This is a genomic window from Caballeronia glathei (genome assembly GCF_000698595.1).
GTDB lineage: Bacteria > Pseudomonadota > Gammaproteobacteria > Burkholderiales > Burkholderiaceae > Caballeronia > Caballeronia glathei.
This window is the reverse complement of sequence record NZ_JFHC01000020.1, coordinates 1-21,702: the sequence shown is the minus strand read 5'-3', so window position 1 is coordinate 21,702 and position 21,702 is coordinate 1. Positions and strand designations below refer to the sequence as shown.

General features: G+C 64.8%; 22 protein-coding genes. 6 read left to right on the top strand and 16 right to left on the bottom strand.

Annotation, left to right across the window (positions count from 1 at the left end; translation table 11 throughout):
* Positions 1-452: 452 nt before the first annotated feature.
* Both BG61_RS14550 and BG61_RS14545 read left to right on the top strand, forming a co-directional pair.
* Positions 453-1,847 carry an L-lactate MFS transporter gene (locus tag BG61_RS14550; RefSeq protein WP_035935663.1) on the top strand — a complete coding sequence of 465 codons (1,395 nt, stop codon included), beginning with the start codon at positions 453-455 and terminating at the stop codon, positions 1,845-1,847.
* Between the two features lie 18 nt (positions 1,848-1,865).
* Positions 1,866-2,000, top strand: a complete 135-nt coding sequence (locus BG61_RS14545) for an MFS transporter small subunit (protein ID WP_035935664.1) — start codon at positions 1,866-1,868, stop codon at positions 1,998-2,000.
* A gap of 362 nt (positions 2,001-2,362) precedes the next feature.
* Here the strand turns inward: BG61_RS14545 and BG61_RS14540 are convergent, their stop codons facing one another.
* On the bottom strand, positions 2,363-2,917 hold the full coding sequence (locus BG61_RS14540) for a cytochrome b (RefSeq protein WP_035935667.1): 555 nt from the start codon (positions 2,915-2,917) through the stop codon (positions 2,363-2,365).
* A gap of 16 nt (positions 2,918-2,933) precedes the next feature.
* Positions 2,934-3,998 (bottom strand): catalase family peroxidase, encoded by a 1,065-nt coding sequence (locus BG61_RS14535; RefSeq protein ID WP_051672527.1) that lies wholly within the window; start codon positions 3,996-3,998, stop codon positions 2,934-2,936.
* A gap of 507 nt (positions 3,999-4,505) precedes the next feature.
* Here BG61_RS14535 and BG61_RS14530 point away from each other — a divergent pair.
* Complete coding sequence (locus BG61_RS14530) at positions 4,506-4,832, top strand: BON domain-containing protein (protein WP_051672526.1); 327 nt, start codon at positions 4,506-4,508, stop codon at positions 4,830-4,832.
* 162 nt (positions 4,833-4,994) lie between these two features.
* On the opposite strand, the gene BG61_RS14525 is transcribed toward BG61_RS14530, so the two are convergent.
* The 3 genes from BG61_RS14525 to BG61_RS14515 form a co-directional block, all read right to left on the bottom strand.
* The gene (locus BG61_RS14525; RefSeq protein ID WP_035935798.1) at positions 4,995-5,420 is read right to left on the bottom strand and encodes a hypothetical protein; all 426 of its coding nucleotides are present in this window, start codon (positions 5,418-5,420) and stop codon (positions 4,995-4,997) included.
* 93 nt (positions 5,421-5,513) lie between these two features.
* The gene (locus tag BG61_RS14520) at positions 5,514-5,717 is read right to left on the bottom strand and encodes a hypothetical protein (RefSeq protein ID WP_035941707.1); all 204 of its coding nucleotides are present in this window, start codon (positions 5,715-5,717) and stop codon (positions 5,514-5,516) included.
* Positions 5,718-5,775: 58 nt separating this feature from the next.
* Complete coding sequence (locus tag BG61_RS14515) at positions 5,776-6,738, bottom strand: AraC family transcriptional regulator (RefSeq protein ID WP_051672525.1); 963 nt, start codon at positions 6,736-6,738, stop codon at positions 5,776-5,778.
* Between the two features lie 329 nt (positions 6,739-7,067).
* Between BG61_RS14515 and BG61_RS14510 the strand changes: the two genes are divergently transcribed.
* On the top strand, positions 7,068-7,376 hold the full coding sequence (locus BG61_RS14510) for a high-potential iron-sulfur protein (RefSeq protein ID WP_035935677.1): 309 nt from the start codon (positions 7,068-7,070) through the stop codon (positions 7,374-7,376).
* A gap of 31 nt (positions 7,377-7,407) precedes the next feature.
* Here BG61_RS14510 and xth read toward each other — a convergent pair whose 3' ends face one another.
* From xth to BG61_RS14490, 4 genes are all read right to left on the bottom strand, one after another.
* Positions 7,408-8,232, bottom strand: coding sequence for an exodeoxyribonuclease III (gene xth, locus BG61_RS14505; RefSeq protein ID WP_035935803.1), 825 nt, complete (start codon positions 8,230-8,232; stop codon positions 7,408-7,410).
* A 207-nt stretch (positions 8,233-8,439) separates the two neighbouring features.
* Positions 8,440-9,534, bottom strand: coding sequence for a M14 family metallopeptidase (locus BG61_RS14500; RefSeq protein WP_035935679.1), 1,095 nt, complete (start codon positions 9,532-9,534; stop codon positions 8,440-8,442).
* Between the two features lie 25 nt (positions 9,535-9,559).
* Positions 9,560-10,753 carry a M20 aminoacylase family protein gene (locus BG61_RS14495; RefSeq protein WP_035935680.1) on the bottom strand — a complete coding sequence of 398 codons (1,194 nt, stop codon included), beginning with the start codon at positions 10,751-10,753 and terminating at the stop codon, positions 9,560-9,562.
* A gap of 196 nt (positions 10,754-10,949) precedes the next feature.
* Entirely contained in the window at positions 10,950-11,834 is an 885-nt protein-coding gene (locus BG61_RS14490; RefSeq protein ID WP_035935683.1) for a LysR substrate-binding domain-containing protein, read from the bottom strand.
* A 206-nt stretch (positions 11,835-12,040) separates the two neighbouring features.
* Between BG61_RS14490 and BG61_RS14485 the strand changes: the two genes are divergently transcribed.
* Positions 12,041-13,360: an MFS transporter gene (locus tag BG61_RS14485; RefSeq protein ID WP_035935804.1), complete on the top strand. Its 1,320-nt coding sequence runs from the start codon at positions 12,041-12,043 to the stop codon at positions 13,358-13,360.
* A gap of 1,060 nt (positions 13,361-14,420) precedes the next feature.
* Here the strand turns inward: BG61_RS14485 and pdxA are convergent.
* Genes pdxA through BG61_RS14470 form a run of 3 tightly spaced genes read right to left on the bottom strand, consistent with a single transcriptional unit; the run spans position 14,421 to position 17,744 of the window.
* Positions 14,421-15,422 carry a 4-hydroxythreonine-4-phosphate dehydrogenase PdxA gene (pdxA, locus tag BG61_RS14480; protein ID WP_035935686.1) on the bottom strand — a complete coding sequence of 334 codons (1,002 nt, stop codon included), beginning with the start codon at positions 15,420-15,422 and terminating at the stop codon, positions 14,421-14,423.
* Between the two features lie 37 nt (positions 15,423-15,459).
* A complete protein-coding gene (locus tag BG61_RS14475) occupies positions 15,460-16,764 on the bottom strand; it encodes a four-carbon acid sugar kinase family protein (protein WP_051672524.1) in 1,305 nt (434 codons plus the stop codon).
* Positions 16,761-17,744, bottom strand: coding sequence for a 2-keto-3-deoxygluconate permease (locus tag BG61_RS14470; protein WP_035935687.1), 984 nt, complete (start codon positions 17,742-17,744; stop codon positions 16,761-16,763). The genes BG61_RS14475 and BG61_RS14470 overlap by 4 nt, the downstream gene beginning before the upstream one ends.
* Before the next feature lie 277 nt (positions 17,745-18,021).
* Here BG61_RS14470 and BG61_RS14465 point away from each other — a divergent pair, with 277 nt between their 5' ends.
* A complete protein-coding gene (locus tag BG61_RS14465) occupies positions 18,022-18,813 on the top strand; it encodes a DeoR/GlpR family DNA-binding transcription regulator (protein ID WP_035935807.1) in 792 nt (263 codons plus the stop codon).
* 72 nt (positions 18,814-18,885) lie between these two features.
* Here the strand turns inward: BG61_RS14465 and BG61_RS41905 are convergent, their stop codons facing one another.
* The 4 genes from BG61_RS41905 to BG61_RS43670 all read right to left on the bottom strand — a co-directional run.
* A complete protein-coding gene (locus tag BG61_RS41905) occupies positions 18,886-19,314 on the bottom strand; it encodes a hypothetical protein (protein WP_129572208.1) in 429 nt (142 codons plus the stop codon).
* 61 nt (positions 19,315-19,375) lie between these two features.
* Positions 19,376-20,770, bottom strand: coding sequence for a hypothetical protein (locus BG61_RS14460; RefSeq protein WP_035935690.1), 1,395 nt, complete (start codon positions 20,768-20,770; stop codon positions 19,376-19,378).
* The gene (locus BG61_RS39760; RefSeq protein ID WP_035935692.1) at positions 20,767-21,030 is read right to left on the bottom strand and encodes a PAAR domain-containing protein; all 264 of its coding nucleotides are present in this window, start codon (positions 21,028-21,030) and stop codon (positions 20,767-20,769) included. Before BG61_RS39760 ends, BG61_RS14460 begins: the two co-directional genes overlap by 4 nt.
* Positions 21,027-21,702, bottom strand: a 676-nt coding sequence (locus BG61_RS43670; RefSeq protein ID WP_035941705.1) for a T6SS immunity protein Tli3 family protein, incomplete at its 5' end; no start/stop codon positions are given. The genes BG61_RS39760 and BG61_RS43670, both read right to left, overlap by 4 nt.

Below are 21,702 nucleotides of genomic sequence, written 5' to 3'. Positions count from 1 at the left end.
CAGTTCGAGCGCAGGCAGGTCGTTGGTCGCTGAGCGTGTCGCCACTTCGCATCTCCGCTGTTGTGATGGTGTGACATGTGATCACAAATCTTGGACGAAGTGTGTGTCGCGAAGGATCGGGAGTCAACCGGCAATCGCTAGGGACTAACGCTAGTCCGGACGGCAGGAGAGTGGCCGCATTGCCCTCAGGCCGCGAACGCGCGTGCACATATGCCGCGACGCTTCATATTGCCAAGCGCTTCTGTCTTGTCTATGTTCTGGCGCAGCCATTTCAGTAACTGCCTAAGTTAATTACAAATTGTCAGGAATGGATGGCAATCGCGGCATTCGTTGCCGCGACGAACGACAGGAGAATCCGGCGCTTCGCTCACCCCCAGGAGAAGCCGCCCGGCAGAACAACAAGCCCAAAAAGTGAAAAGCAGTACCACAGCCAAGCGTTACGGAGACACACAATGAACAGCACGACCGACCACCGCGCAGCAAGCGGTCCAAACAGCTTTTTCTCCAAGGACGCAACCCTCGCTCCGCCCGGCTTCTCACGCTGGATGGTGCCGCCCGCCGCACTCGCCGTTCACTTGTGCATCGGACAGGCGTATGCGTTTTCGGTTTTCAATGCGCCGCTCACGAAGGTGATCGGCATCACCCAGTCGGCGCCCGACGACTGGTCCCTCACCACGCTCGGCTGGATCTTCTCGCTCGCGATCGTGTTTCTCGGCCTCTCGGCGGCATTCGCCGGCAAGTGGCTGGAGAAAGTCGGCCCGCGCCGCACGATGTTCACGGCAGCGTGCTGCTTCGGCGGCGGCTTTCTCGTCTCCGCGCTCGGCGTGCACCTGCATCAGATCGCGCTGCTGTACCTCGGCTATGGAGTGATCGGCGGCATCGGGCTCGGACTCGGCTATGTGTCGCCGGTTTCGACGCTGATCCGCTGGTTCCCCGATCGCCGCGGCATGGCGACCGGCATGGCGATCATGGGCTTCGGCGGCGGCGCGATGATCGCCGCGCCGGCATCGGTCGCGCTGATGAACCACTTCAAGAGCGCGACGAGCAACGGCGTGGCCGAGACGTTCCTCGTGCTCGGCATCGTGTACTTCATCTCGATGACCATCGGCGCACTCACGATCCGCATCCCGCGCCCGGACTGGAAGCCGGAAGGCTGGACGCCGCCCGTCAAGACCAACAAGATGATCACGCGCAATCACGTGCACATCGATCAGGCGCTCAAGACGCCGCAGTTCTATCTGATCTGGCTCGTGCTGTTCCTGAACGTGACGGCGGGCATCGGCGTGCTCGGCCAGGCTTCGGTGATGATTCAGGAAAGCTTCAAGACATCGATCACGGCCGCGGCCGCGGCCGGCTTCGTCGGCCTGCTGTCGCTCTTCAACATGGGGGGCCGCTTCGTCTGGGCATCGACCTCCGACTGGATCGGCCGCAAGAACACCTACTTCGTGTTCTTCGCGCTCGGCTGCGTGCTCTATCTGATCGTGCCGCAACTGGCGCAGGCGGGCAACGTCGCCCTCTTCGTGCTCTCGTACTGCGTGATCCTGTCGATGTACGGCGGCGGCTTCTCGACCGTGCCCGCGTATCTCGCCGACATGTTCGGCACGGCGTTCGTCGGCGGCATCCACGGCCGTCTTCTGACCGCCTGGGCGGCCGCGGGCGTCGCGGGGCCGGTGCTCGTGAACTACATCCGCGCGTATGAAGTGGCGCATGGCGTGGCGAAAGCCGAAGCCTATACGATGACGCTTCACATCATGGCCGGGCTGCTCGTCGTCGGCTTCATATGCAATCTGCTCGTCTCGCGCGTGCACGAAAAGCACCACATGACGTCGTCGCTCGCCGCCGAATAAACAAGAAAGGAGACTCGAATGAACGCCCGTTCCAATGCCGCCACGGTTCCGACCAACAAGGCGCTGCTCGCCGTATTCTGGATCTACGTGCTTGTTCCGCTCGCCTGGGGCGTGGTCAACACGCTCGCGCAGGCCATCAAGCTGTTCGGCTGATTGCGCGTAACATTGCGCATAAGCGCCAGGAGGCGTTGCCGCGCTCGCGGCAACGCCCCGATTTCCGCTGCCGGGACTCGACGCGCGGAGACATCCTGCCGCGTGCCAGCGAAGGGCAAAACGGTACAGCCTGTCGGCCGCGCCTTCATCCCCGAGTCGCAATCTCCAGATGCCGCCGTGCGAGGACGCTCATGAAAAGCGTCGAGCCCACGAGCGCGACCAGATAAACCCCCGCCAGCATCCAATCCGTTTCCACCACTGCCGTTCTCCCGTTCAAGGCCGTTGTTGACTGGCCTGATTGACGGCCGGCGCGCGGCAATCTTGAGCGCAACGCCGCAGGCGCCGGGCGGCAAACACGGCATTCAATCCTGCCCGGCTGCGCGCGCACCCGTCGTCATGCTCGAGAACACGCCGTCGCGGCGAATGAGCCCGTGAAACAGCGCGGCGCCCAGATGCATCAGGAAAGTCGCGAACAGCAGGAGCGCCAGGTACGTGTGCGCCGCGCGCAGAAACGTATACAGATGCACGTCGTGCGGCACGATCGGCGGCAGGTACACGGACCCGGCCAGTTGCACCGGATAGCCGCCCGCCGAGAGCATCGACCATCCGACGAGCGGCATCGCAAGCAGCAGCGCATAGAACAGCCAGTGCGAGCCATGCGCGAGCCCCCGCTGCCACGCGGGCATGTCGGAGGGGAGCGCGGGCGTCCTGCGCGTCACCCGGACGATCAGGCGAATCACGGCCAGCACGAGAATCGCGATGCCGAGCGGCCTGTGAATGGACAACAGCACCTGATGCCACGACGAAAGCGTCGCCACCATCCCGATGCCGATGAACAGCATCGCGACGACGAGCGGCGCCATGAGCCAGTGGAGCAGGCGCGCGAGCGGACTGAAGGAAGTCGGTTGGGCAGTCATACGTCGCCTCGCACGATCATTGCGCGTTCGTGCCGGAAGCCTCGGCTTCCTCATGCGTGCGCCGGTTGAAGGAAACCGCGTAGGCTGACGAACGAGCGGCCAGAAGCGGATCATCCGAGATTTTAAGGCCATCGGGCAAAACGGTCGGATCGTAGTTGATGTCGCGGCAATCGCCGTCGGCTTGCGCGCTCTCCCGTTGCACCACGAGCGTGCCCGCGTCGATGCGCGCACGATCGTCGGGCCACGCGACGGTTGCGTCGTTGGTCACGTCGCCGGGCTTCGCCACCGTCAGGATCAGATGCCAGCGCAGCGGGCCCTGGCTCAGGCGGTCTTCGAGCTCGCTGTCGAGAAAATCGTGCCGGGCGGCATCCTTCGTCGTCACCGGTATATAAGGCGCTTGCGGAACCACCGACCAGCGAACGTCGTGCGTTTGCCCCGACATGTCGACAGCGCGAAACGCGTTGATGCCGTAGTAAGCGGCATTGGCGAAACTCGTCGACGGCGGGTGGGACCTGACCCAGTTGCGGAACGGCCGCGTCTCCGGGTGCGCTGCAAAGAATGCCGCGAGCTTCGCCGGATCGGGCTTGCCGGTAGCAGGATCGGGGCGTGACGCCTCGAGTTGTTCATAGAACCCCCTTGCGCTGTTCACAACGAACACGGGTGTGTTGTTCATGGCGGTACGCCACTGCTCTCCATTGCCCGACCTGAATTCGAGCGCCATGCTGCGCACCGGCGTGCTGCCGTCGGCGATGGCCGGATTGGTGCCGGGAATGGCGAAGCGGCCGATCACGGGCGTGCGTCCGGGCCGGAAGACCTGCGCGCGGGAGATGTCCGAGGCGCTTCCGTTGCTCTCGAAATAGCCCGCGAAACAGACGCCCTTCGCATGGTTGCGGCGATATCCCGGATGAACGCCGCCGTTCGCCTCGAACGTGTTGATCATCCGCTGGGCCGTGAGGCGATGCGGCGTCAGCACGCCCGACACATACGCGAAGCCGCCGCCGATGCCGACCACCACCACGCCGATCGCCGCGAGCCGGCCGAGCACGTCGAGATGCTGTCCGGGACGGCGCAGCAGTTCCATCATGGAAGGCAAAGGTCGTTTCATCCGCATCTTTCCTGGGACGCCGATTCGCGCAGTGCCGCAGGCACCGTGGTCGGCGAGTGCTTCGCGGCACGCCGCATGTAGTGGTGCAAACCGCTTGGGCGCGCATTTATTCCATCGCGGGAGAAACGAGTGCGCTTCTAAATAGATGTGTTTGCACGCGGGGCCCGCGACTCGTCAGGGCTTGCGCCGGCGCCGCTCGTATGCGCGGCGTCCGGTGAACGGGCGTGCAAATCTGCAAGCGGGCGTGCTGATTCGAAATCGATGCGCGGCAAGTCGGTGCAAAGTTCCACACGTTCTGCACGTCATGTCGACGGTTCGCTCACTGCCGCGGCCGCCACCCCGCGACCGTGCCACGCGGACACGACCCGATACGCAGAGCACCGGCGAGGGTGTCCATGACACCCCACGGTTCAGAGGCCACTACATCACCCTGGAGCGAGAACCATGAAGTCACTTATCCGACGTTCTACCGCAGTGGGCGCAATGGCAACGATGATCGCCGTCGCGTCGCTTGGCATGGGCACCGCCGCATTCGCGCAGGATGCGGGCGCCAAGGCAACGCCCGTGGCAGCAACCACGTCGTCGAAGAGCGCCGACCGGCAACTGGCGCACAGCGTGCGCAAAGCGCTCAACAAGACGAAACACCTCGATACCGCGGACGTGCGCGTGCGAGCCAAGCATGGTGTCGTGAGCCTCGATGGCACGGTGCCCGACGCCGGCCAGATCCAGGAAGCGGGAACGGTTGCGGGCAGCGTGAAGGGCGTATCGTCCGTGCACAACCTGCTCGCCGTGCACGAAGTGGGCAACTGATCCCACGGTGCGCCTTGCAGGCGGCTGCGTGCCGCGGCCTGCAAGGCACATTCGCGCAAGACAAGAAAAGGAGGCGCCGCGAACCGGGTTCGCGGCGCCTTTTTTCATGAGCGGGGAGCAGAAGCGACCCGAGAAGCGGTCCGAGAAGCGGCCCGGCCTGCACTACGCGACGAGTTCGAGCCGATGCGTCGAGAGGCTGAACTGGCGTGCGATCTGAAGCAGCCGCCTGTTCCATTCCCATGTGCCGAAGACATCGTGGACATTCTGGAGGCAGCTGAGCAGCTCGACGGTCGTCGCATCGAACACGTTCACGCGCGAGCGCAGCAACGCGCGCCGCAGCGCCGCGACACCCGTCGCCATGTAGGACGGAACGTCGTCGCGCGTGCTGTCGATGAACCTGACGGGAATGCCTTCCATCGCCGTCATGTAGTCGCGAGGCCGGATGAACCTGCCGACCGGACAGCCGCCGCAATAGCCGTGGTACGCGCCGCCGCCATGCGGCAGCAGCACGGCGCGCCCCTGCGACAGCAGGTGATCGACCGCCTGATCGAAGATGGCCTGATGTGTCAGGAAACCGAGGTTTTTCATCATGCACTCCTGTGGTCGATCATTGACTGGTCGCGGATTGAATCGTCGCCAAGCGCGCAGGACGTCAGGCGCGCAGTGAACCGTCGGGCCCTGCTACATGCGTGCCACCACGGCGCTCGCGGTCTGCAGTTCACCGTCCGGGCGGCCGCCGTAGAACACGTCGACGACATAGTCACGTCCGTCGCGCTGCGAACTGATGAGGTCCTGCTGACGGGCGGGCGTCCTGTCCACGAACGCGAGCGCGCAACACGATGCGAGTGCGAAAAGCACCAACGCCAGGGCCGATACGTTCTTCATCGCCGTCACTCCGCCAGGGTGAGAAGGATCGATTACTGCAGTCGATAACCGCGCCGCTTCAACTGTTGCCGCGCGCGTCGGCGCGCCAGCGCGCAGGCGTCTCGCCAACGAGCCGCTTGAACACCGTCGTGAAATGCGCCTGCGAGCGAAAACCCGTGCTGAGCGCGACATCGAGCGACGTGAGCCGCGGGCGCATCAGCAGCGTCTGCGCGCGCTCGACGCGCCGGCGCAGCAGGAATTCATGCGGGCGCATACCCGTCGCGGCACGGAACTGCGCGGCGAAATGCATGCGCGACAGGCCCGCGCTTTGCGCGATGTCGCTCAGGCTGAGCTGCTCGGAGAGATGCGCGTCGATATAGTCGATCGCGCGCTTCACGCGCCATGCAGGCAAGCTGGCGCGGCGCCGGGTGGCCGCACGGTCGATGCTTCCGAACTCGCGTGCAAGCAGACGCGAGACGATCGCGAGCCCGAGGCTGTCCGCGTACACCCGCCCGAAGGCGCCGCACGTTTCGCCGGCGTTCGCGAGCGCGAGCCCCAGCCGCTCGATGGCCGGGTCCTGAATCAGATTGGGGTTGCTGATGACGATGTCGCCGCTATGGCCGGCTCCGAACGCGCCTCCGTAGCACTCCGCGAGCAACGGCTGCGAGACGTAGACATGCAGCACGTCGCAAGGCGCATGGAACACCGCGCGCACCGGCGTGCCCGGGCTCGTCACCTGCGTCGCGCCCGGCACCGCGCAGCCGCTGTGAATCGGCCGCCCCGCATAGTCGAAGGTGAGCTGGGTGGACTTCAGATTGATGGCAATGGTGTGATGGTCGCTGCCGGCCTGCGTCGAATGCTCGGCGGCATCCGCGCCATCGCACTTCCAGCGGGTAATGACGACGGTGTCGGCGGCTTTCGACGCCGCGCTGTCCGTATCGACCGGGCAGCGCCAGCGGTCCTCCACGCCTATCGGATCTTGCGCCCGCGTGGAGCGGGCAGGTTCGGCGGGAATTGCAATCTCGGGGGACGACCTGAGCATTGTGTTCACCCTTTACCGTTCATCGATCGGTGCGGGCGTGAATCACATTCGATACGCGCCGCCATGTACGCAAGATAGCGCCGGGCAACACGCGCGACCATTCTACGAGCGGATGGAGCCGTACCCGCCATGGGGTGAGGATTTCATACCTTGGTATGACAGGAAGCGCTTAATTGCGGCTATCTTTCGCGCGCCTTTCGGGTGCATGTCTGAATACGCTTCGCGCCCGCAGCGCGGCCCGGACGGCGTATCGTTCGATATACGCGGCGGCCTTCGCACCGCCTTGCCGCCGCGCTCCCCACGACCACCAGAACAAGGCATCGGCAGCCATGAACACATCGCGCCGCAGTTTCGTGATTTTCAGCGTCGGCATCGGATCGTCGCTGTTCCTTGCGCGCCGAGCGCTTGCCGAACCGCCAAAGCTGAGCGAGGCCGATCCGGCGGCGGTCGCCGTCGGATACCGCGAAGACGCGAGCAAGATCGACAAGGCCAAATACCCGAACTACGCCGCCGGACAGGACTGCAGCAGTTGCTCGCTCTATTCCGGCAAGTCTCCCGACGCGTGGGGCGGCTGTGCGCTCTTTACCGGCAAGCAGGTGGCCGCGCGCGGCTGGTGCAGCGCCTATACGAACATGTAGCGAACAGGTAGCCGTCGAACGTCCAGGGACGCTATGCCTTCGCCGCGGCGCGGCCGCGCGATGCCGCTTTTTTCTTCGCGCTCATGTCGAGCTCGATCCACACCGGCGCGTGATCGCTCGCATGGGGCTCGCCGCGCACCCACCGGTCGACGCCCGCATCGCGCAAGCGCGGCGCCAGTTGCGGATTGAGCAGCAGATGATCGATGCGCAGCCCCGAGTTCTTCTGCCAGTGCTGCCTGAAATAGTCCCAGAAGGTGTAGATGCGCTCCTGCGGATAACGCGCGCGCACCGCATCCACCCAGCCCTGCGCGAGCAGCCACCGATAGCACTCGCGGCTTTCCGGCTGCAGCAGTGCGTCCTTGAGCCATGACTTCGGGTTGTAGATGTCCTCGTCGGTCGGCACGACGTTGAAGTCACCCGCGAGCACCACCGGGTGGCCGCTGTCGTGGAGCCCGGCAGCGTAGGCGATCAGCCGCTCGAACCACGCGAGCTTGTAGTCGAATTTGGGTCCGGGCTGCGGGTTGCCGTTCGGAAGATACAGGCAGCCGACCAGCACGCCGTGCGCCGCTGCCTCGATATAACGGCTTTGCGTATCGCCCTTGTCGCCGGGAAGTCCACGGCGGCTCTCGATCGGGTCCATGCCCTTCGCGAGGATCGCGACGCCGTTCCACGACACTTGTCCGTGCCAGATCGCGCCGTAGCCCGCCTCGCGGATCGCATCGGCAGGAAACGCCGGATCGGGCGCCTTCAGTTCCTGCAGGCAGACGATGTCCGGAGCCTCGCGGCGCAGCCATTCGAGCAGCGCGGACGATCGAGAGCGGATGCCGTTGATGTTGTACGTCGCGATCTTGAGCATGGCACGCAGGTTCCGGGGCGGCGCAGGGGGCTCGCTCATCGAATTCATGGGAGCGTGGCGAGCCAGATGCACAGGGTATCCGATCCGGTGGAGCCCGGCAGCCGCGGTTCAAGCCGCAGTCCCTGCCGCGCCATGCTGCGCCGCGCCAGACGCCGTCGCGGATCGCAGCGCGACACCGCCGGCGGCGAGCCCGCGCCTTCCCGGGCCCTAGCGCGTTTCGCGCGAAAGCCCGTAGAGCGCCTGCAGCACGGCCACCTGCGCCTGCCCGACGACCATGCCCTTCCAGCCGTCGTCGTCGAGACAGAACGCCGAGCGCATGTCCGCGCGAATCTCCGCTTGCAGCGCTTCCGGAGCCTGCGGATGATGCCGCAGCCACACGTCGGCACGCAGCATGTGCAGCATGTCGGTGAGTGGAACGGTGCCGTATTCGATGGCGATCGCCGCGTTCGCCGCGTGCGCGCACGTCTGCCGCAGCACCTCCGACACCGGCCCCGCGACGTCCGCCGCAATCGACGTGCCGTCGAGCGGGCTCGTGACATCCGCGCCCCACCAGCTTCGCGCACGCCGCAACTCCCCGCTCCCGCCGCTGCCGACGCTGATCTTGGCGCCGAAGCCCGGCGGACCGAGTCCCGTGTGAAAGTCGATCCAGCCGATGCTCTCGCACGCCTCGCCGTAGTCGGCGAGCAGCTCGCGCAGCGTGGTCGTGCTCCATGCGGGCTCGCTGCCGCCGAAGAACATGCCATGCGGATGCGTGTACTGGCCGGTCGTCACCGCTTGCTGGTACGCCCATTCGCCGCGCGTCTCGATGTACTGGCGGATCGCCGCCGCATTGGCCGGCGAGGGCGGCCACGCCTCGGGGACGAGCAGGCCGTGCACCTCGTCGTAGGCCGGATTGCGCGGCAGCGGCGCCCCGAAGTCGACGCTGTTGCGGTTCAGGTCGACGTTGGCCTCCGTCGTGCGGCTCAGGAACGAAAATCCGTACGGGTTGATCGCATGCACGAAGAGGATCGCGACGCCGAGTTTCGCGAGAAGCGGGTCCAGCGCGGGGTCGTCGAGCAGTGCGAGTTGCGCAGCCGACCCGCAAAAGCCTTCCACGCCGTGCGTACCCGACGTGAGGACCAGGAGGCGCCTCGCGCCCGCGGGGCCGAGACGCACCACGTCGGTGGCGAGCGGCTCGCCTTCGAGCCCGGTCAGGCGAGGCAGCACGCGGCTGTCGACCGTGACGCTGCGCGCGGCCGCGAGGCGCAGGAAGCGCTCGCGCGCCTCGCGGTAGGACGCGGAAAAACATGAGGCTGGGTTCATCCGGAATTCCTCGTGTCTGGAATGCTCACGCCTGTTTCAGGAACTTCTCGACGAGCCGGACCCAGTAGGTGGCGCCGAGCGAGAGCACCTCGTCGTTGAAGTCGTAGCTGCTGTTGTGGAGCATGCACGGGCCGATGCCGTGGCCGTGCTCGCGATGCCCGCCCGTGCCGTTGCCGATATACGCATAGCAGCCCGGCCGCTCCATCAGCATGTAGGAGAAGTCCTCCGCGCCCATGGTGGGATCGACGTCGGTGTCGACGTACTCCGTGCCCGCGACTTCCTGCATCACGCCGAGCGCGAAGCGCGTCTCGCTCTCGGTGTTCACGGTCGGCGGATAGTTGCGCACGAAGCTCACCTCGGCGGTGCAGCGGTACGCGGTGGCCGTCGCCGCGGCGATCTCCTTCATGCGCGTTTCGATCAGATCGAGCACATCGACGGAAAACGTGCGCACGGTGCCCGCGAGCGTCGCTTCGTCGGGGATCACGTTGAGCGCGTGGCCGGCGCGGATCTGCGTGACGGACAGCACGGCGGCGTCGATCGGGCGCTTGTTGCGCGTCATGATGCTTTGCAGGCCGGTGCCGATCTGCATCGCCGTGAAGACCGGGTCGATGCCATCGTGCGGGATCGCCGCGTGCGAGCCCACGCCCTTGATGCGGATCTCGAACTCGTTGCTCGACGCCTGCGTCGCGCCGACGCGCGCCCCGAAGTTCCCCGCGGGCATGCCCGGCCAGTTGTGCAGGGCGAACACGGCGTCCACGGGAAAGCGGGTGAAGAGCCCGTCGCCGATCATCGCCTTCGCGCCGCCGCCGCCCTCCTCCGCCGGCTGAAAGATGAACACGACGGTGCCGTCGAAATGGCGATGCTGCGCCAGATACTTGGCGGCGCCCAGCAGCATGGCGGTGTGGCCGTCGTGGCCGCACGCGTGCATCTTGTTCTTGTGCTGCGACGCATGCGCGAACGTGTTCAATTCGGGGATCGGCAGCGCGTCCATGTCGGCGCGCAAGCCGATCGCGCGCTTGCCCGTGCCCCGGCGCAGCACGCCCACGACGCCGGTCTTGCCGAGCCCGCGCGTCACTTCGATGTCCCAGCTTTCGAGCTTCTGCGCGACGAGATCCGCTGTGCGCTCTTCCTCGTAGCACAGCTCCGGATGCGCGTGGATGTCACGGCGGATCGCCTCGATTTCGTCGTGGGACTGCGCAATCTCGGGGATGATCTGCATGCTGCTTCCTCTCTGTTGATTCGCCGGCAGGCGATGAAATGGAGCAGGCGGCAGCCGCATCGTTCGCGCGTGTGCCGCCCGTTCAGTTCATTGTCGATGGCCGCAATTCACAGGGAAAGCTGATATTTCTTGTCCGTGACTTAAGGAAACCTTGTGCTTCGCCGCGCCGGACGCGCAGCGCGCGGCAGCCGCCGCTTCAGGCGACGCGGCCGCTCGCGCGTGCCCGGATGCCGTCCTGGAGGACCGTCATGACCGCGTGGCGGTCGTGAATCTTGCGCTCGAGCATGCCGACCACGCGCCGCGGCGTGTTCCGGTGCAGCGGCAGGATGCGCAGCGCCGGGTCGTTCGCCCACGAGCCGTATTCGAGCAGCGGCACGACCGACACGCCCGCGTTCTGCCGCACGAGTTCGATGATCACTTCGAGCGAGTTCAGCTCGAGAAACTCGTTCACGGCGAGGCGGTTGTGGCGCAGCGCGCGCTCGATCAGCGCGCCGGTGCGCTGGGCGCGGTCAAAGCGCAGGAACGGGCGGCTCGCCAGCAACTCAGCGGCACTCTCGGAAGCCGTGTCCCTGCCGCCCACGGCGACGAGCGGCTCCGCATAGAGCGGCGTCCAGTTAAGGCTCGCGGGCGTCTTGCCCGCCATTTCGACGATCACGGCCGCGTCGATCTCGCCCGCCTCGACCTGCGGCGCGAGCGCGAGCGCCTTGCCCGTGAAGAGCCGCACGTCGAGGCTCGGATACTGGCCTTTCAACCGGGTTACGACGGAGGCGAGCGCACCCATCGCAGAATCCACCGCGCCGACCGAGATCGAACCGGCGATTTCGTCGTCGAGGCCGGTGAGCCGCATGCTGTCGTACAGCGCGACGAGCCGCTCCGCCTGCGGCAGGATCTGCTTGCCGATGCTCGTCAGACGGTTGGTGCGGCCGACGCGGTCGAAGAGCGGGCGCTTCAGGTCGTCTTCGAGCGTCTGCATCTGCATGCTGACCGCCGCCTGCGTGAGCGCGACCTTTTCGGCAGCGGCGGCAAACGAGCCGTATCGCGCGACCGCGATGAAGGTGCGGAGAAAGCGGATGTTGCTCATGGCCGGGGGTCCCGATCGTCAGATCAGGTTTCCTTAAGTCTCAGTTTAGAAATTATATATTTTCTTATTTCAGGGAAGCGTAGCGTTTGAGCGTTGCAGCGGCTTTCGGCCGGCTTGCGCCGGACGTGAGAACCGAAGTGGATGTAGTCCGCACGACGTGCTTCAGCCGGCACGTTTCCCTGACCGACTCACATGGAGTGCTTCCGATGAGCACTGTCTTACCTGCAGCAGGCGCCGCCGCCGAGCGCGAGAACCTGAGAAGCCTGTCCGGCCGACGAGCCATCGTGGTGTCGACCATCGGCAACGCGCTCGAATGGTTCGACTTCATGGTCTACGGCTTTTTCGCCGTCATCATCTCGCGGCTGTATTTTCCGGCCACCAATCCTACTATTTCGCTGCTCGCCACCTGGGCGACATTCGGCGTCGGCTTCATGACGCGGCCGCTCGGCGGCATCGTGCTCGGCGCCGTGGCCGATCGCGTAGGCCGCAAGTCGGCGCTCACGCTGACCATTTCGCTGATGGCGGTGGGCATCGCGTTCATCGCGTTTGCGCCCACGTATCAGGCGATCGGGATCGCCGCGCCGATCCTGATGCTGATCGGGCGGCTGATCCAGGGCTTCTCGGCGGGCGGGGAAGTGGGCTGCGCGACGGCGTTTCTCGTCGAGTACGCGCCGTCCAACCGGCGCGGCTACTTCGGCAGCTATCAGATGGTGGCGCAGGCGATCGCGAGCCTGTGCGGGTCGCTCTTCGGCGCTGTGCTGACCCGCACGCTGAGCCCCGACAGTCTCGACAGCTGGGGCTGGCGTGTTCCGTTCGTGATCGGGCTCCTGATCGTGCCGGTGGGGCTTTACCTGCGCTCCAAGCTCGACGAGTCGCCGGTGTTCCTCGAGAAGAGCCAGAACAACGAGCTGACCGCCACGCCGATCCGCGATGCCGCGACCAAGCACTGGGTGCAGGTGGCGGCGGGTTTCGGGCTGACGGTGTTCGGCACGATCGGCACGTACATCTTCCTGCTCTACATGCCGACGCACGCGACGCGCGTGCTGCACATGGCGCTCACCGACGGGCTGATCAGTTCGACGTTCGGCGCGCTTGTCTATCTCGTGTGCTGTCCGATTGCGGGATCGCTGTCGGATCGCATCGGGCGCAAGAAGCTGATGGCGACGGCGCTTACGCTGTCGCTCGTCACGGCGTATCCGATCTTTGCGGTGCTTACGGCGCATCCGAGCCTGCCGATGCTGATCGCGTGTCAGGCGTTGCTGATGTTCTATCTCGGCATTTTCCAGGGGTGCTATCCGGCGTTCATCGCCGAGCTGCTGCCGTCGAGCGTGCGCTCGACCGGGATTTCGGTGAGCTATAACGTCGCGGTGATGATCTTCGGCGGGTTCGCACCCGCCATCGTGCAGTGGCTCACCATGACCACCGGGGATGCGCTCTCGATCTGCTATTACGTGATCTTTGGCAGCGCCGTCGCGCTTTGCACGCTCATGCCGTTGCGGGATCGCTATAGCGAAGCTTTGCGATAACGGACGGAGGTGGGGGCGCTGGCGCTTGGACGGGGGATGGTCGTGTTGTGATTGCACCGTCTGATGCGCCCGCGCTTCTATGAAACTTGGTTTCTTATTGGTTTATTCGCTTCGCCCCTGTGCGGGGCGGCAGTCACACAGGGATGTCGCTGGCGCTTGGGTTTGGCGTTTTTAGAACCGTTTGATGTTTTTGCGCTTCTATGAAACTTGATTTGATATTGGTTTATTAGCTTCGCCCCTGTGCGGGGCAGCAGTCACTTTCTTTGCACAAGGTGAGCCGCTGGCGCTTGGGTTTGGTATTTGTTGAACCGTCTGATGCGCCTGCGCTCCCATGAAACTTGTTTTCTTATTGGTCTATTAGCTTCGCCCCTGTGCGGGGCAGCAGTCACTTTCTTTGCTGCTGCAAAGAAAGTAACCAAAGAAAGCAGCTATGGGGTCAGCGGTATTAGGACGTGACCATGTTTGAGTCATTCAGAGTGGCCCGACCGTAGGAGTGTCCACCTCTGTTGGTTAAGCGGATAGGCACGCGGACCCACTGCGTCCTCGCACCGTTAAACGGAGTGGTAAGGCCGTCATCCATCCGTCCTCGCTGCGCTCCGACGCGAGGATCAATACAACCCGACCCGACCCAACGAATCGCTTTTACTTCTTTGCGGCGCACACTCTCGGCACTTCGCTGTGCCTTTGGGGCGTGCCTCACCACCTGCAAACCTTACGTCGGGCACGTAGTGCCGAGACGGATGAATGACTGCCTTACCACTTCGTTTAGCGGCGCGACGCCACAGTGGGTCCGCGTACCTATCCGCTCAACGTATCGAGGTGGACACTCCCACGGCCGAGCCACTCTGAATGACTCAAACGTGGTCACGTTCTAACACCGCTGAACCCATAGCTGCTTTCTTTGGTTACTTTCTTTGCAGCAGCAAAGAAAGTGACTGCCGCCCCGCACAGGGGCGAAGCTAATAAACCAATATCAAAGCAAGTTTCATGGAAGCGCAAGCGCATCAGATGGTTCAAAAAACACCAACCCCTGCCGGAAGGCAGAACCCCAAACGAGCCCTTACCCGCGCCGGGTAGCCAGTTCCGCCCCTTGTCGCAGAGCTTCGAGCAAGCTCCCCTCATCCGCGATGCCTTTGCCCGCGATATCGAACGCGGTCCCATGATCGACCGATGTACGGATCACATCCAGCCCGACCGTCACATTCACGCCCGCCTCCAGCCCGAGCACCTTCACGGGCCCATGTCCCTGGTCGTGGTACATCGCGACCACGAGGTCGAAATCGCCGCGCCCCGCGCGATAGAAAAGCGTATCCGCCGGCAGCGGCCCCGTCACGTCCAGTCCGCGCTCCTGCAAGACCTTCACCGCCGGAATGATCTTCTCCTCTTCCTCGCCATAGCCGAAAAGCCCGTTCTCGCCCGCATGCGGATTGATCCCGCATACGCCGATGCGCGGCTTCGCAATTCCCGCCTTCACGAGCGTCGCGTTGCCGCGCTCGATCGTGCGCTGCACGAGGCCCGGCTCGATCTTGCGAATGGCGTCGATGATGCCGATGTGCGTCGTCACGTGAATCACACGCAGTTGCGGCGCGACGAGCATCATCGACACTTCGTCGATACCCGTCAGCTGCGCAAGCATCTCGGTGTGGCCCGGAAACTTGTGGCCGCCCGCGTGCAGCGCTTCCTTGTTCAGCGGCGCCGTGCAGATCGCGTCGATCTCGTTCGCCTGTGCCAGTTCGACCGCGCGCGCGATGTAGCGGTACGCGGCGTCGCCGGCGACCGGCGAGAGCTCGCCGAACGGCAGGTCGTCGGGAATCAGGCCGAGGTCGATGCAGTCGATCGTGCCCGGCTCGTACTTCGCCTCGGACGCGCTCTCGATGCGGCGCACCTTCGCGCTGCCGCCGACGATCTCGTTCGCGCGCTCGAGCCGGCGCGCATCGCCAACCACGAGCGGACGGCACTGCTTGTACACGGTGTCGTGCGTCAGGCTCTTGACGATGATTTCCGGACCGACGCCGGTGGCGTCGCCCATCGTGATACCGATTACGGGGAGATAGTTGCTCATGTGGGTTCGTTCAAGGTGGGTGAGTTCGCCTGGCCGTTCAGCGCGCCGCAACGGCGGACGCGCCAGGGTGCTGCGTCTCGGGCGCGCCGCGCAGATGCCGATACGCGCCGTAGAGCGCATGTTCGCTGCCGAATGCGCCAGCCTTCGTGACGATCGCCGGGAACGCCGCCGTGGCCGGGCGCGCGACGGCGACGCCCGCCTCGACTTCCGCCAGCAGTTCCAGACTGCCGATGCCCGCCGCGCCGAGCATGGCGCGCGCAGTCTCGCCGCCCGTCGCGATCAGGCCGCCCAGGTGCCCGAAATGCGGTGCGACGAGCGCGGCCAGCGCCGTCGACAGGCGCGCGCCCTCGGCGGGATCGAATGCGTTGTCGCGCCCGATGCGCACGATCAGGTCGGCGCCCGCGCGAAGCCCCGCTCCGATGCGCTCGTCCCATTCGCTCCAGGCTTCATGCCGTTCGCCTTCGCGCAGGACGACGGGGGGCACGATCAGTTCCGCAACGCCCGCGCGCTCGCGCAGCATCGCGCACTGGCGCTCGGACACGGCCGACAGGCTGCCGACCAGAATCAATATGGCGCCCGCCGGTACCGGGCGCGCCGCGTCCGCGCGGGCGGTCGAAGCCGGATCGAACAGGTCGGGCAGCGCCGCCAGCTCGCGCGCGAGGCCGCCGGAGCCGACCCAGAAAAGCGGCTCGCTCATCGCCGCCGATACCTGCGCCAGCGCGGCGAGATCCGCGCCGGTCTCGGTGTCGACGATCAGTGCCTGCGTGCCGCCCGCCGCCGCCGCCGCGATCCGCTCGCGCAGCATCCGCGGCTCGCCGCGCAGGACGTCGGCCGCCAGCAGCGCGGTGCGCAGACCGGCGGCTTCCAGCATCGGCTGAAGGCCGGGGGCGCGGCCCGCGTGTTCCAGCTTCCATGTATCCGTGGTTTCGAGCGGCGCGCCGTGCACGAACACGCGGCCATCGCGCACCGTGCGGCCGGTCGCCGGAAAGGCAGGCGCGACGATCGCGAGACCAGCGAGCGGCTGCAGCGCCGCGACTTCGGCCGTCCAGTTGCCCCGCAGCGTCGAGTCGATCTTCTTGTAGAGCCGGCGGCCGGGGGCGCGAAGGTCGTTCCATGCCTGCGCGGTGCGCTCGGCCGCTTCGGCGGGCGTGAGGCGCCGCGTGTCGGTGTCGGCGGCGATGACGGTCGCGCCGGCGTCGCCCGCCTGCGAATCGAGCGTCACCACCGTGCGGCGCCCCGCGCCCGCAAAGCCGATTGCGCAGTCGGCGGCGCCCGAGAGATCGTCGGCGATGATCAGCACGCTCGTCGCGCTGGTCGTGCCCACCGTGCCCGCCGCGCTCATTGCGTGGCCTCCTGCCGGCTGACGCGGCGCGCGGTCACCCGCTTCGCGACGGCAGCGGTGAGGATCGGCGAGACGATCGCCGTCACGACGACGCATGCCGCGACGAGCAGCGTCGCGCTTTTCGCGGCCTCGGTGTAGACCGGATTAGCCGCCGCGATCAGTGCGGGAACCGCCGCGGCATTGCCCGCCGTATTGGCCGCCGCCATGCCCGCGACGCCGGTGCCGCCCGTCAGGCGGTCGGTGAAATAGAGCGGAATGCCGGTCACGACGACCACCGCGAGCCCGAGACCGATGCCGAGCAGGCCCGCCTGCCAGACCTTGTGCAGATCGAGGCTCGCCCCGAGCGCCAGCGCGAAGAACGGAATCATCACGGGTACCGCGCGGGCGAGGAAGTCGCGCAGCTCGCGGTCGAGATTGCCGAGCAGCATGCCGACCGCGAGCGGCAGGATGCTGCCGACGAGCGTCGGCCACGGAAAGGCGGACAGCCCGGCGACGCCGAGCGTCACCATCGTGAGGAACGGGCCGGATTCGAGCGACATGATCGTGTACGCGCCCACGTCCTCCGACCTGCCGTACTGGCCCATCAGCGCCATGTAGAGGCCGCCGTTCGTGTCGTTCATCGCGGCGACGACGGCGAGCGTCGAAATGCCGGCGAACAGTCCCGACGACACCGGCTGCTCCCCGAGGAAGTGCCCGAGCACCACGCCCACGAGGATCGCCGTGCCCACCTTGGCGGCGAACAGCGCGCCGCCCTTTCTGACCAGGTACGGCGTCGCCTTCACGTTGATGCTCGCGCCCATGCAGACGTAGAAGACCGCGAGGATCGGCAGCGCGCCCGTGAACAGCGCGTTCGTGAACGAGCCGAAGAACTTCGGCATGCCGGGCAGGAAGGTCGCGATCAGCGAGCCGATCAGCAGCGGGACGATCATCATTCCGCCGGGCACGCGTTCGACTGCCCGCTTGATATAAATCTGAGCCATCCGTGTCTCCACTCTCTAGGGATGTATGCCTGAATCGATCATTTTGTGATTGAACCAATCAATCGTGAGTGTATGCCCCCGCGCGATAACGCGCAATTCGATCATTATCGGGGTTTACTCTGATCACCGAATGCGCGATTTCCCGCTGAAATGATCGAATCGATCAGTATTGTCACACTCGTACGGCCGTTGCCGGTTCGCTACACTGTGCGCCGGCGGTGCGCTTCGTGCAGCGATGCGCACCGACGAAGCGACGGCCCTTACTCACAGGAGCTTCATGAAAGTTGCGAAACGCCGCGAGGCGATGCTGAGAGCCGTGCTCTCCGGCATGAACGACGTGAGCGCGCTTTGCGAGCACTTCGGGATGTCGGAAGCCACGGTGAGGCGCGATCTGCGGGCGCTCGCCGACGAGCGGCGCATCGTGCGCACGTATGGCGGCGCGGCATCGGTGGGCATGCACGAGCCGGAAGAGTCGCTCGATACGCGCCGCGAGAGCTTTCGCGAGCAAAAGGATGCGATCGGCCGCGCGGCGGCGGCGCACGTGCATGACGGCGATACGATCTTTCTCGACGGCGGCACGACCACGGCCGCGCTCGCGCGGTGCCTGAGCGGCCGCGAAGGCGTGCACGTCATCACGAACAATCTGCTCGCGGTCGGCGTGCTCGCGCAGAGCGACGTGCGCGTCACGCTGATCGGCGGCGACGTGAGGCCGTCGAGCATGAGCACGCTCGGGCCGCTCGCGCAGGTCGCGCTGTCCCGGCTGACCGTGGACAAGGCGTTTCTCGGCGCCGACGGCGTTGTGGCGGGCCGCGGCCTGTGCGAGGCCACGGCGGAACAGGCGTTCCTGAAGGAGTGCATCATCCGCCAGGCGGCGAGCGTGTTCGTGCTGGTGACGTCGAACAAGCTGGAGCGCGCGAGCCAGCAGCACTGGACGCCGCTCGAGCGCGACTGGACGCTCGTGACCGACGCCGCCGGCGACGCACCGGCGCTCGCGCGCTTCGCGCAGCGCGACGAGGTGACGGTCGTCTCGGCCGACGCTGTGCGTCAGGCGGGTGATCGGGTGGGCTGAGGGTCAGGAAAAGACGCCCGCCGAGAAGGGACTCCGCGAAGGAAACAGAGCAATGGCTGAGAGTGCGTTAAATCAACGCCCTTGATTCCGGGCGTCGTTCCGCTCATCTGAATCGCGAAACGCCCGATCTATCTCTTCGGGTCGTGCCAGCGCCACGATGGTGCGCACACGGGTCGCTCGCGGTTTGGATTGATGCGTCACGGCGAATCCTGTGGGCATACCATGTCCACGCGTTGGCACCGATGATGCGGCGCCGCGATCCGGGCAGAGTCCGTCAATGCAGCCGTCCATGTAATGGATGTGAACGAGATACGCGCGCCATTGATGGCTCGATACTCCGCCAATATCCACGAGGGTGGTGCCACGCGGGACAAATCCCGCCTGTACGAATATCGGCAAACCGATGTCACGTGCGGCCGCGCAGCCGATGCCCGTTACCCCGGCCGCCGATAGCAACATGCCAAGCCGTATCAGGCATAGCACGAGGCTGACTTTGCGCAAGGGATTGATCCGGGTACGACGTTGAAGGGCGCGCTTGGGTGTCGTGTGGCTTCTTTGCGGCTCAACCGTAGCGGCTCCAAAACTGCTGTTCGATCAGACGTCTTGTCAGGTAGTCGCCGCCAGTCATGATTGCAATAAGCAATAGTGCGATCGCGAAAACGACCAGACAAACCGTGGTGGTAAAAACCGGATGAGGCAGAAGAACAAGGAACGTGGCAAGGGCGAGAATGCCGAGAGTTGTCGGAATCGAAACCGGCGAATGGGTGAGCCGGGCATCGTAGGGTATGGCAACCGGTGCTGGCTCGCCGCCGACGAGATTGAACGAAACGCCCGTGTCGAACGGCACCGCGACCAGCTGCGCGCCCTGACCGTGCTGGACCATTTCCGCGGCAAGTGCCTGAAGCAGCCACGCATTCACGGGGCCGGGCTTGCCCATCGCGTGGTCCAGGTCATGCTCAACCGCCAGCAGTCCGCCATCCTTGATCGCCTCTTTCGTGGCGTGTCGAGTCATCCGGTTCAGGCGACTTGACCAGAAGTGTTTGATCCGGTCCTGCGGAACTTGCTCCCCCTTCAGCAAGTTCGCCAGTCCGGTGCCAATCGCATCCGAGTCGGCTACGATGGGCCGGTACAGGTGCGCTTGCGGCTTGACCTTGCCTTTCCAGCGCTCCAGTGCGGCCGGTTTGGCTAACAGCAGTGCGGTCGCCGCCTCGGAAAACGTGGGGTCGAGTCCTGGTTCATGCAACTGCCACGCGACCACCAACTGGAAATCCGGCATCGACGTCGAATCAAGCCATTCGCCAGCCGGAAAGGCGCTGTCGCAAGGGCTCCAGCGTATCTCCGGCGGACCGGGCAATTTGAGCTTGCCCCATACGCGACGCAGTTCGAGCGCATCGTCGGCCGCTCGGGAATGCACCACGATATCGAATGTGCCCTTGCGCGTGACAGACATTATCGTCACGACCAGCGGCGTCAGCAGTGCTTCAAGCACCGTTGCCGGCCTCGTCTCGCCCTCAACCGCTCGCAGGTCGGACAATGCCATCACCTTGTCCGGGTTCATCGGCATGGAGCCTTCCAGGCCAAGCATGCGCTCGGCCAGTTCCACTTCGGGCGTGATTGACGAACTGCCCAGTATTGCCAGGGTTTGCCGTGCCCATTGCTGCTGCAGAACGCGGTAACGCCAACACTGAATATTCCACGTCACGACCTGAAGGTGCTTGAATTCATAGCCCATGTGATAGATCAGCGCGCAAACGAAGACCCATAGAATCGCCGGGAGAGCAAATATGTATCCGAGAAACTCTCCGGTCATCGACGGCTTTTCCTTCGGCCAGTTGGCAACTGTGATCAATGCCCCAGCCAAGATCAAAACGACGAGCACGATGATATACACCCAGAAGGGTGGCGGCGATGGCAATGGTTCCTCGGGTGGATCAGGAAGGCCCCATTGCATGCTCATGCGATGGTCATCCCCGCGTTATCCTGCGCGATGACGAGGCTTCCGCACTGCGTTCGGCAATGGTGGACTACCAGAGGGCGGCCGTTTTCAATGTAGCCGTCTCCGCCCTCGATGATCGGGTTATTGCCGTGCTCGGGACACGATACGAGGTCGCCTTTTAGCGCTACCTTTTTGCTGTCCAGCGAAAGCGTCGATGTGGCTTCGATTACCTTGCCGCCGTGCGTGGTCGCGTCGCCGAAACAAACGGGTCGTTGGGTCATTGGGGTCTGGGTGGGTTTGACGGACGAATGGATGCGTCGCAGGTGAAGCGATCTTGGCCGGAGGGGGAGCGCAGACCGGATAGATAAGTAGGTCTCCGGGACGCCGTAAAGCTGCTGCCACGTACCCCCAGTGGATATGGCTTCGTCAGATCAATCCCTTGGACGAGAGGATATTCGATCACATAGGCGTCGTCCTGAATCTTTTCGGCCACGTAGAGCCTGTCGCCGTTCGCTGCCATCGTGTAATCCTTCGATCTATTGAACGGATTGAAGGTCTTCATGTACACCATGCCATGAAACGTCCTGCCGCTATCGGTCGAGTAGATAAGCGGCGTGGAACAACTCCGGTCCGAGCAGGCGGTATGGGGTGGCGCAGCCATCGGGAAAACGAGGTCCCTTCCGGACGGGTCTGCGTTAATCAACTTCCCTTGAAAGTTTTCCACACCTTCTCTTCCCAAATCTGTCCGAATTCCTAATCTCGTGTCGATGTAGAAAGCGTCGCCGTGAAAGCAGTCGCTATAGTTTTCGAACGAGACATACCGGTGGTCGTCAATTCGGTAGATGACTTGCGCAGGAACATCGTAGTGCGGAATCGGTTGCGAGTAGCGCGAGCGCCCCTCGTCGGAGACGCACGCGGACAGCGTTAGTACGCTAATCCCGATTACGAGAAGC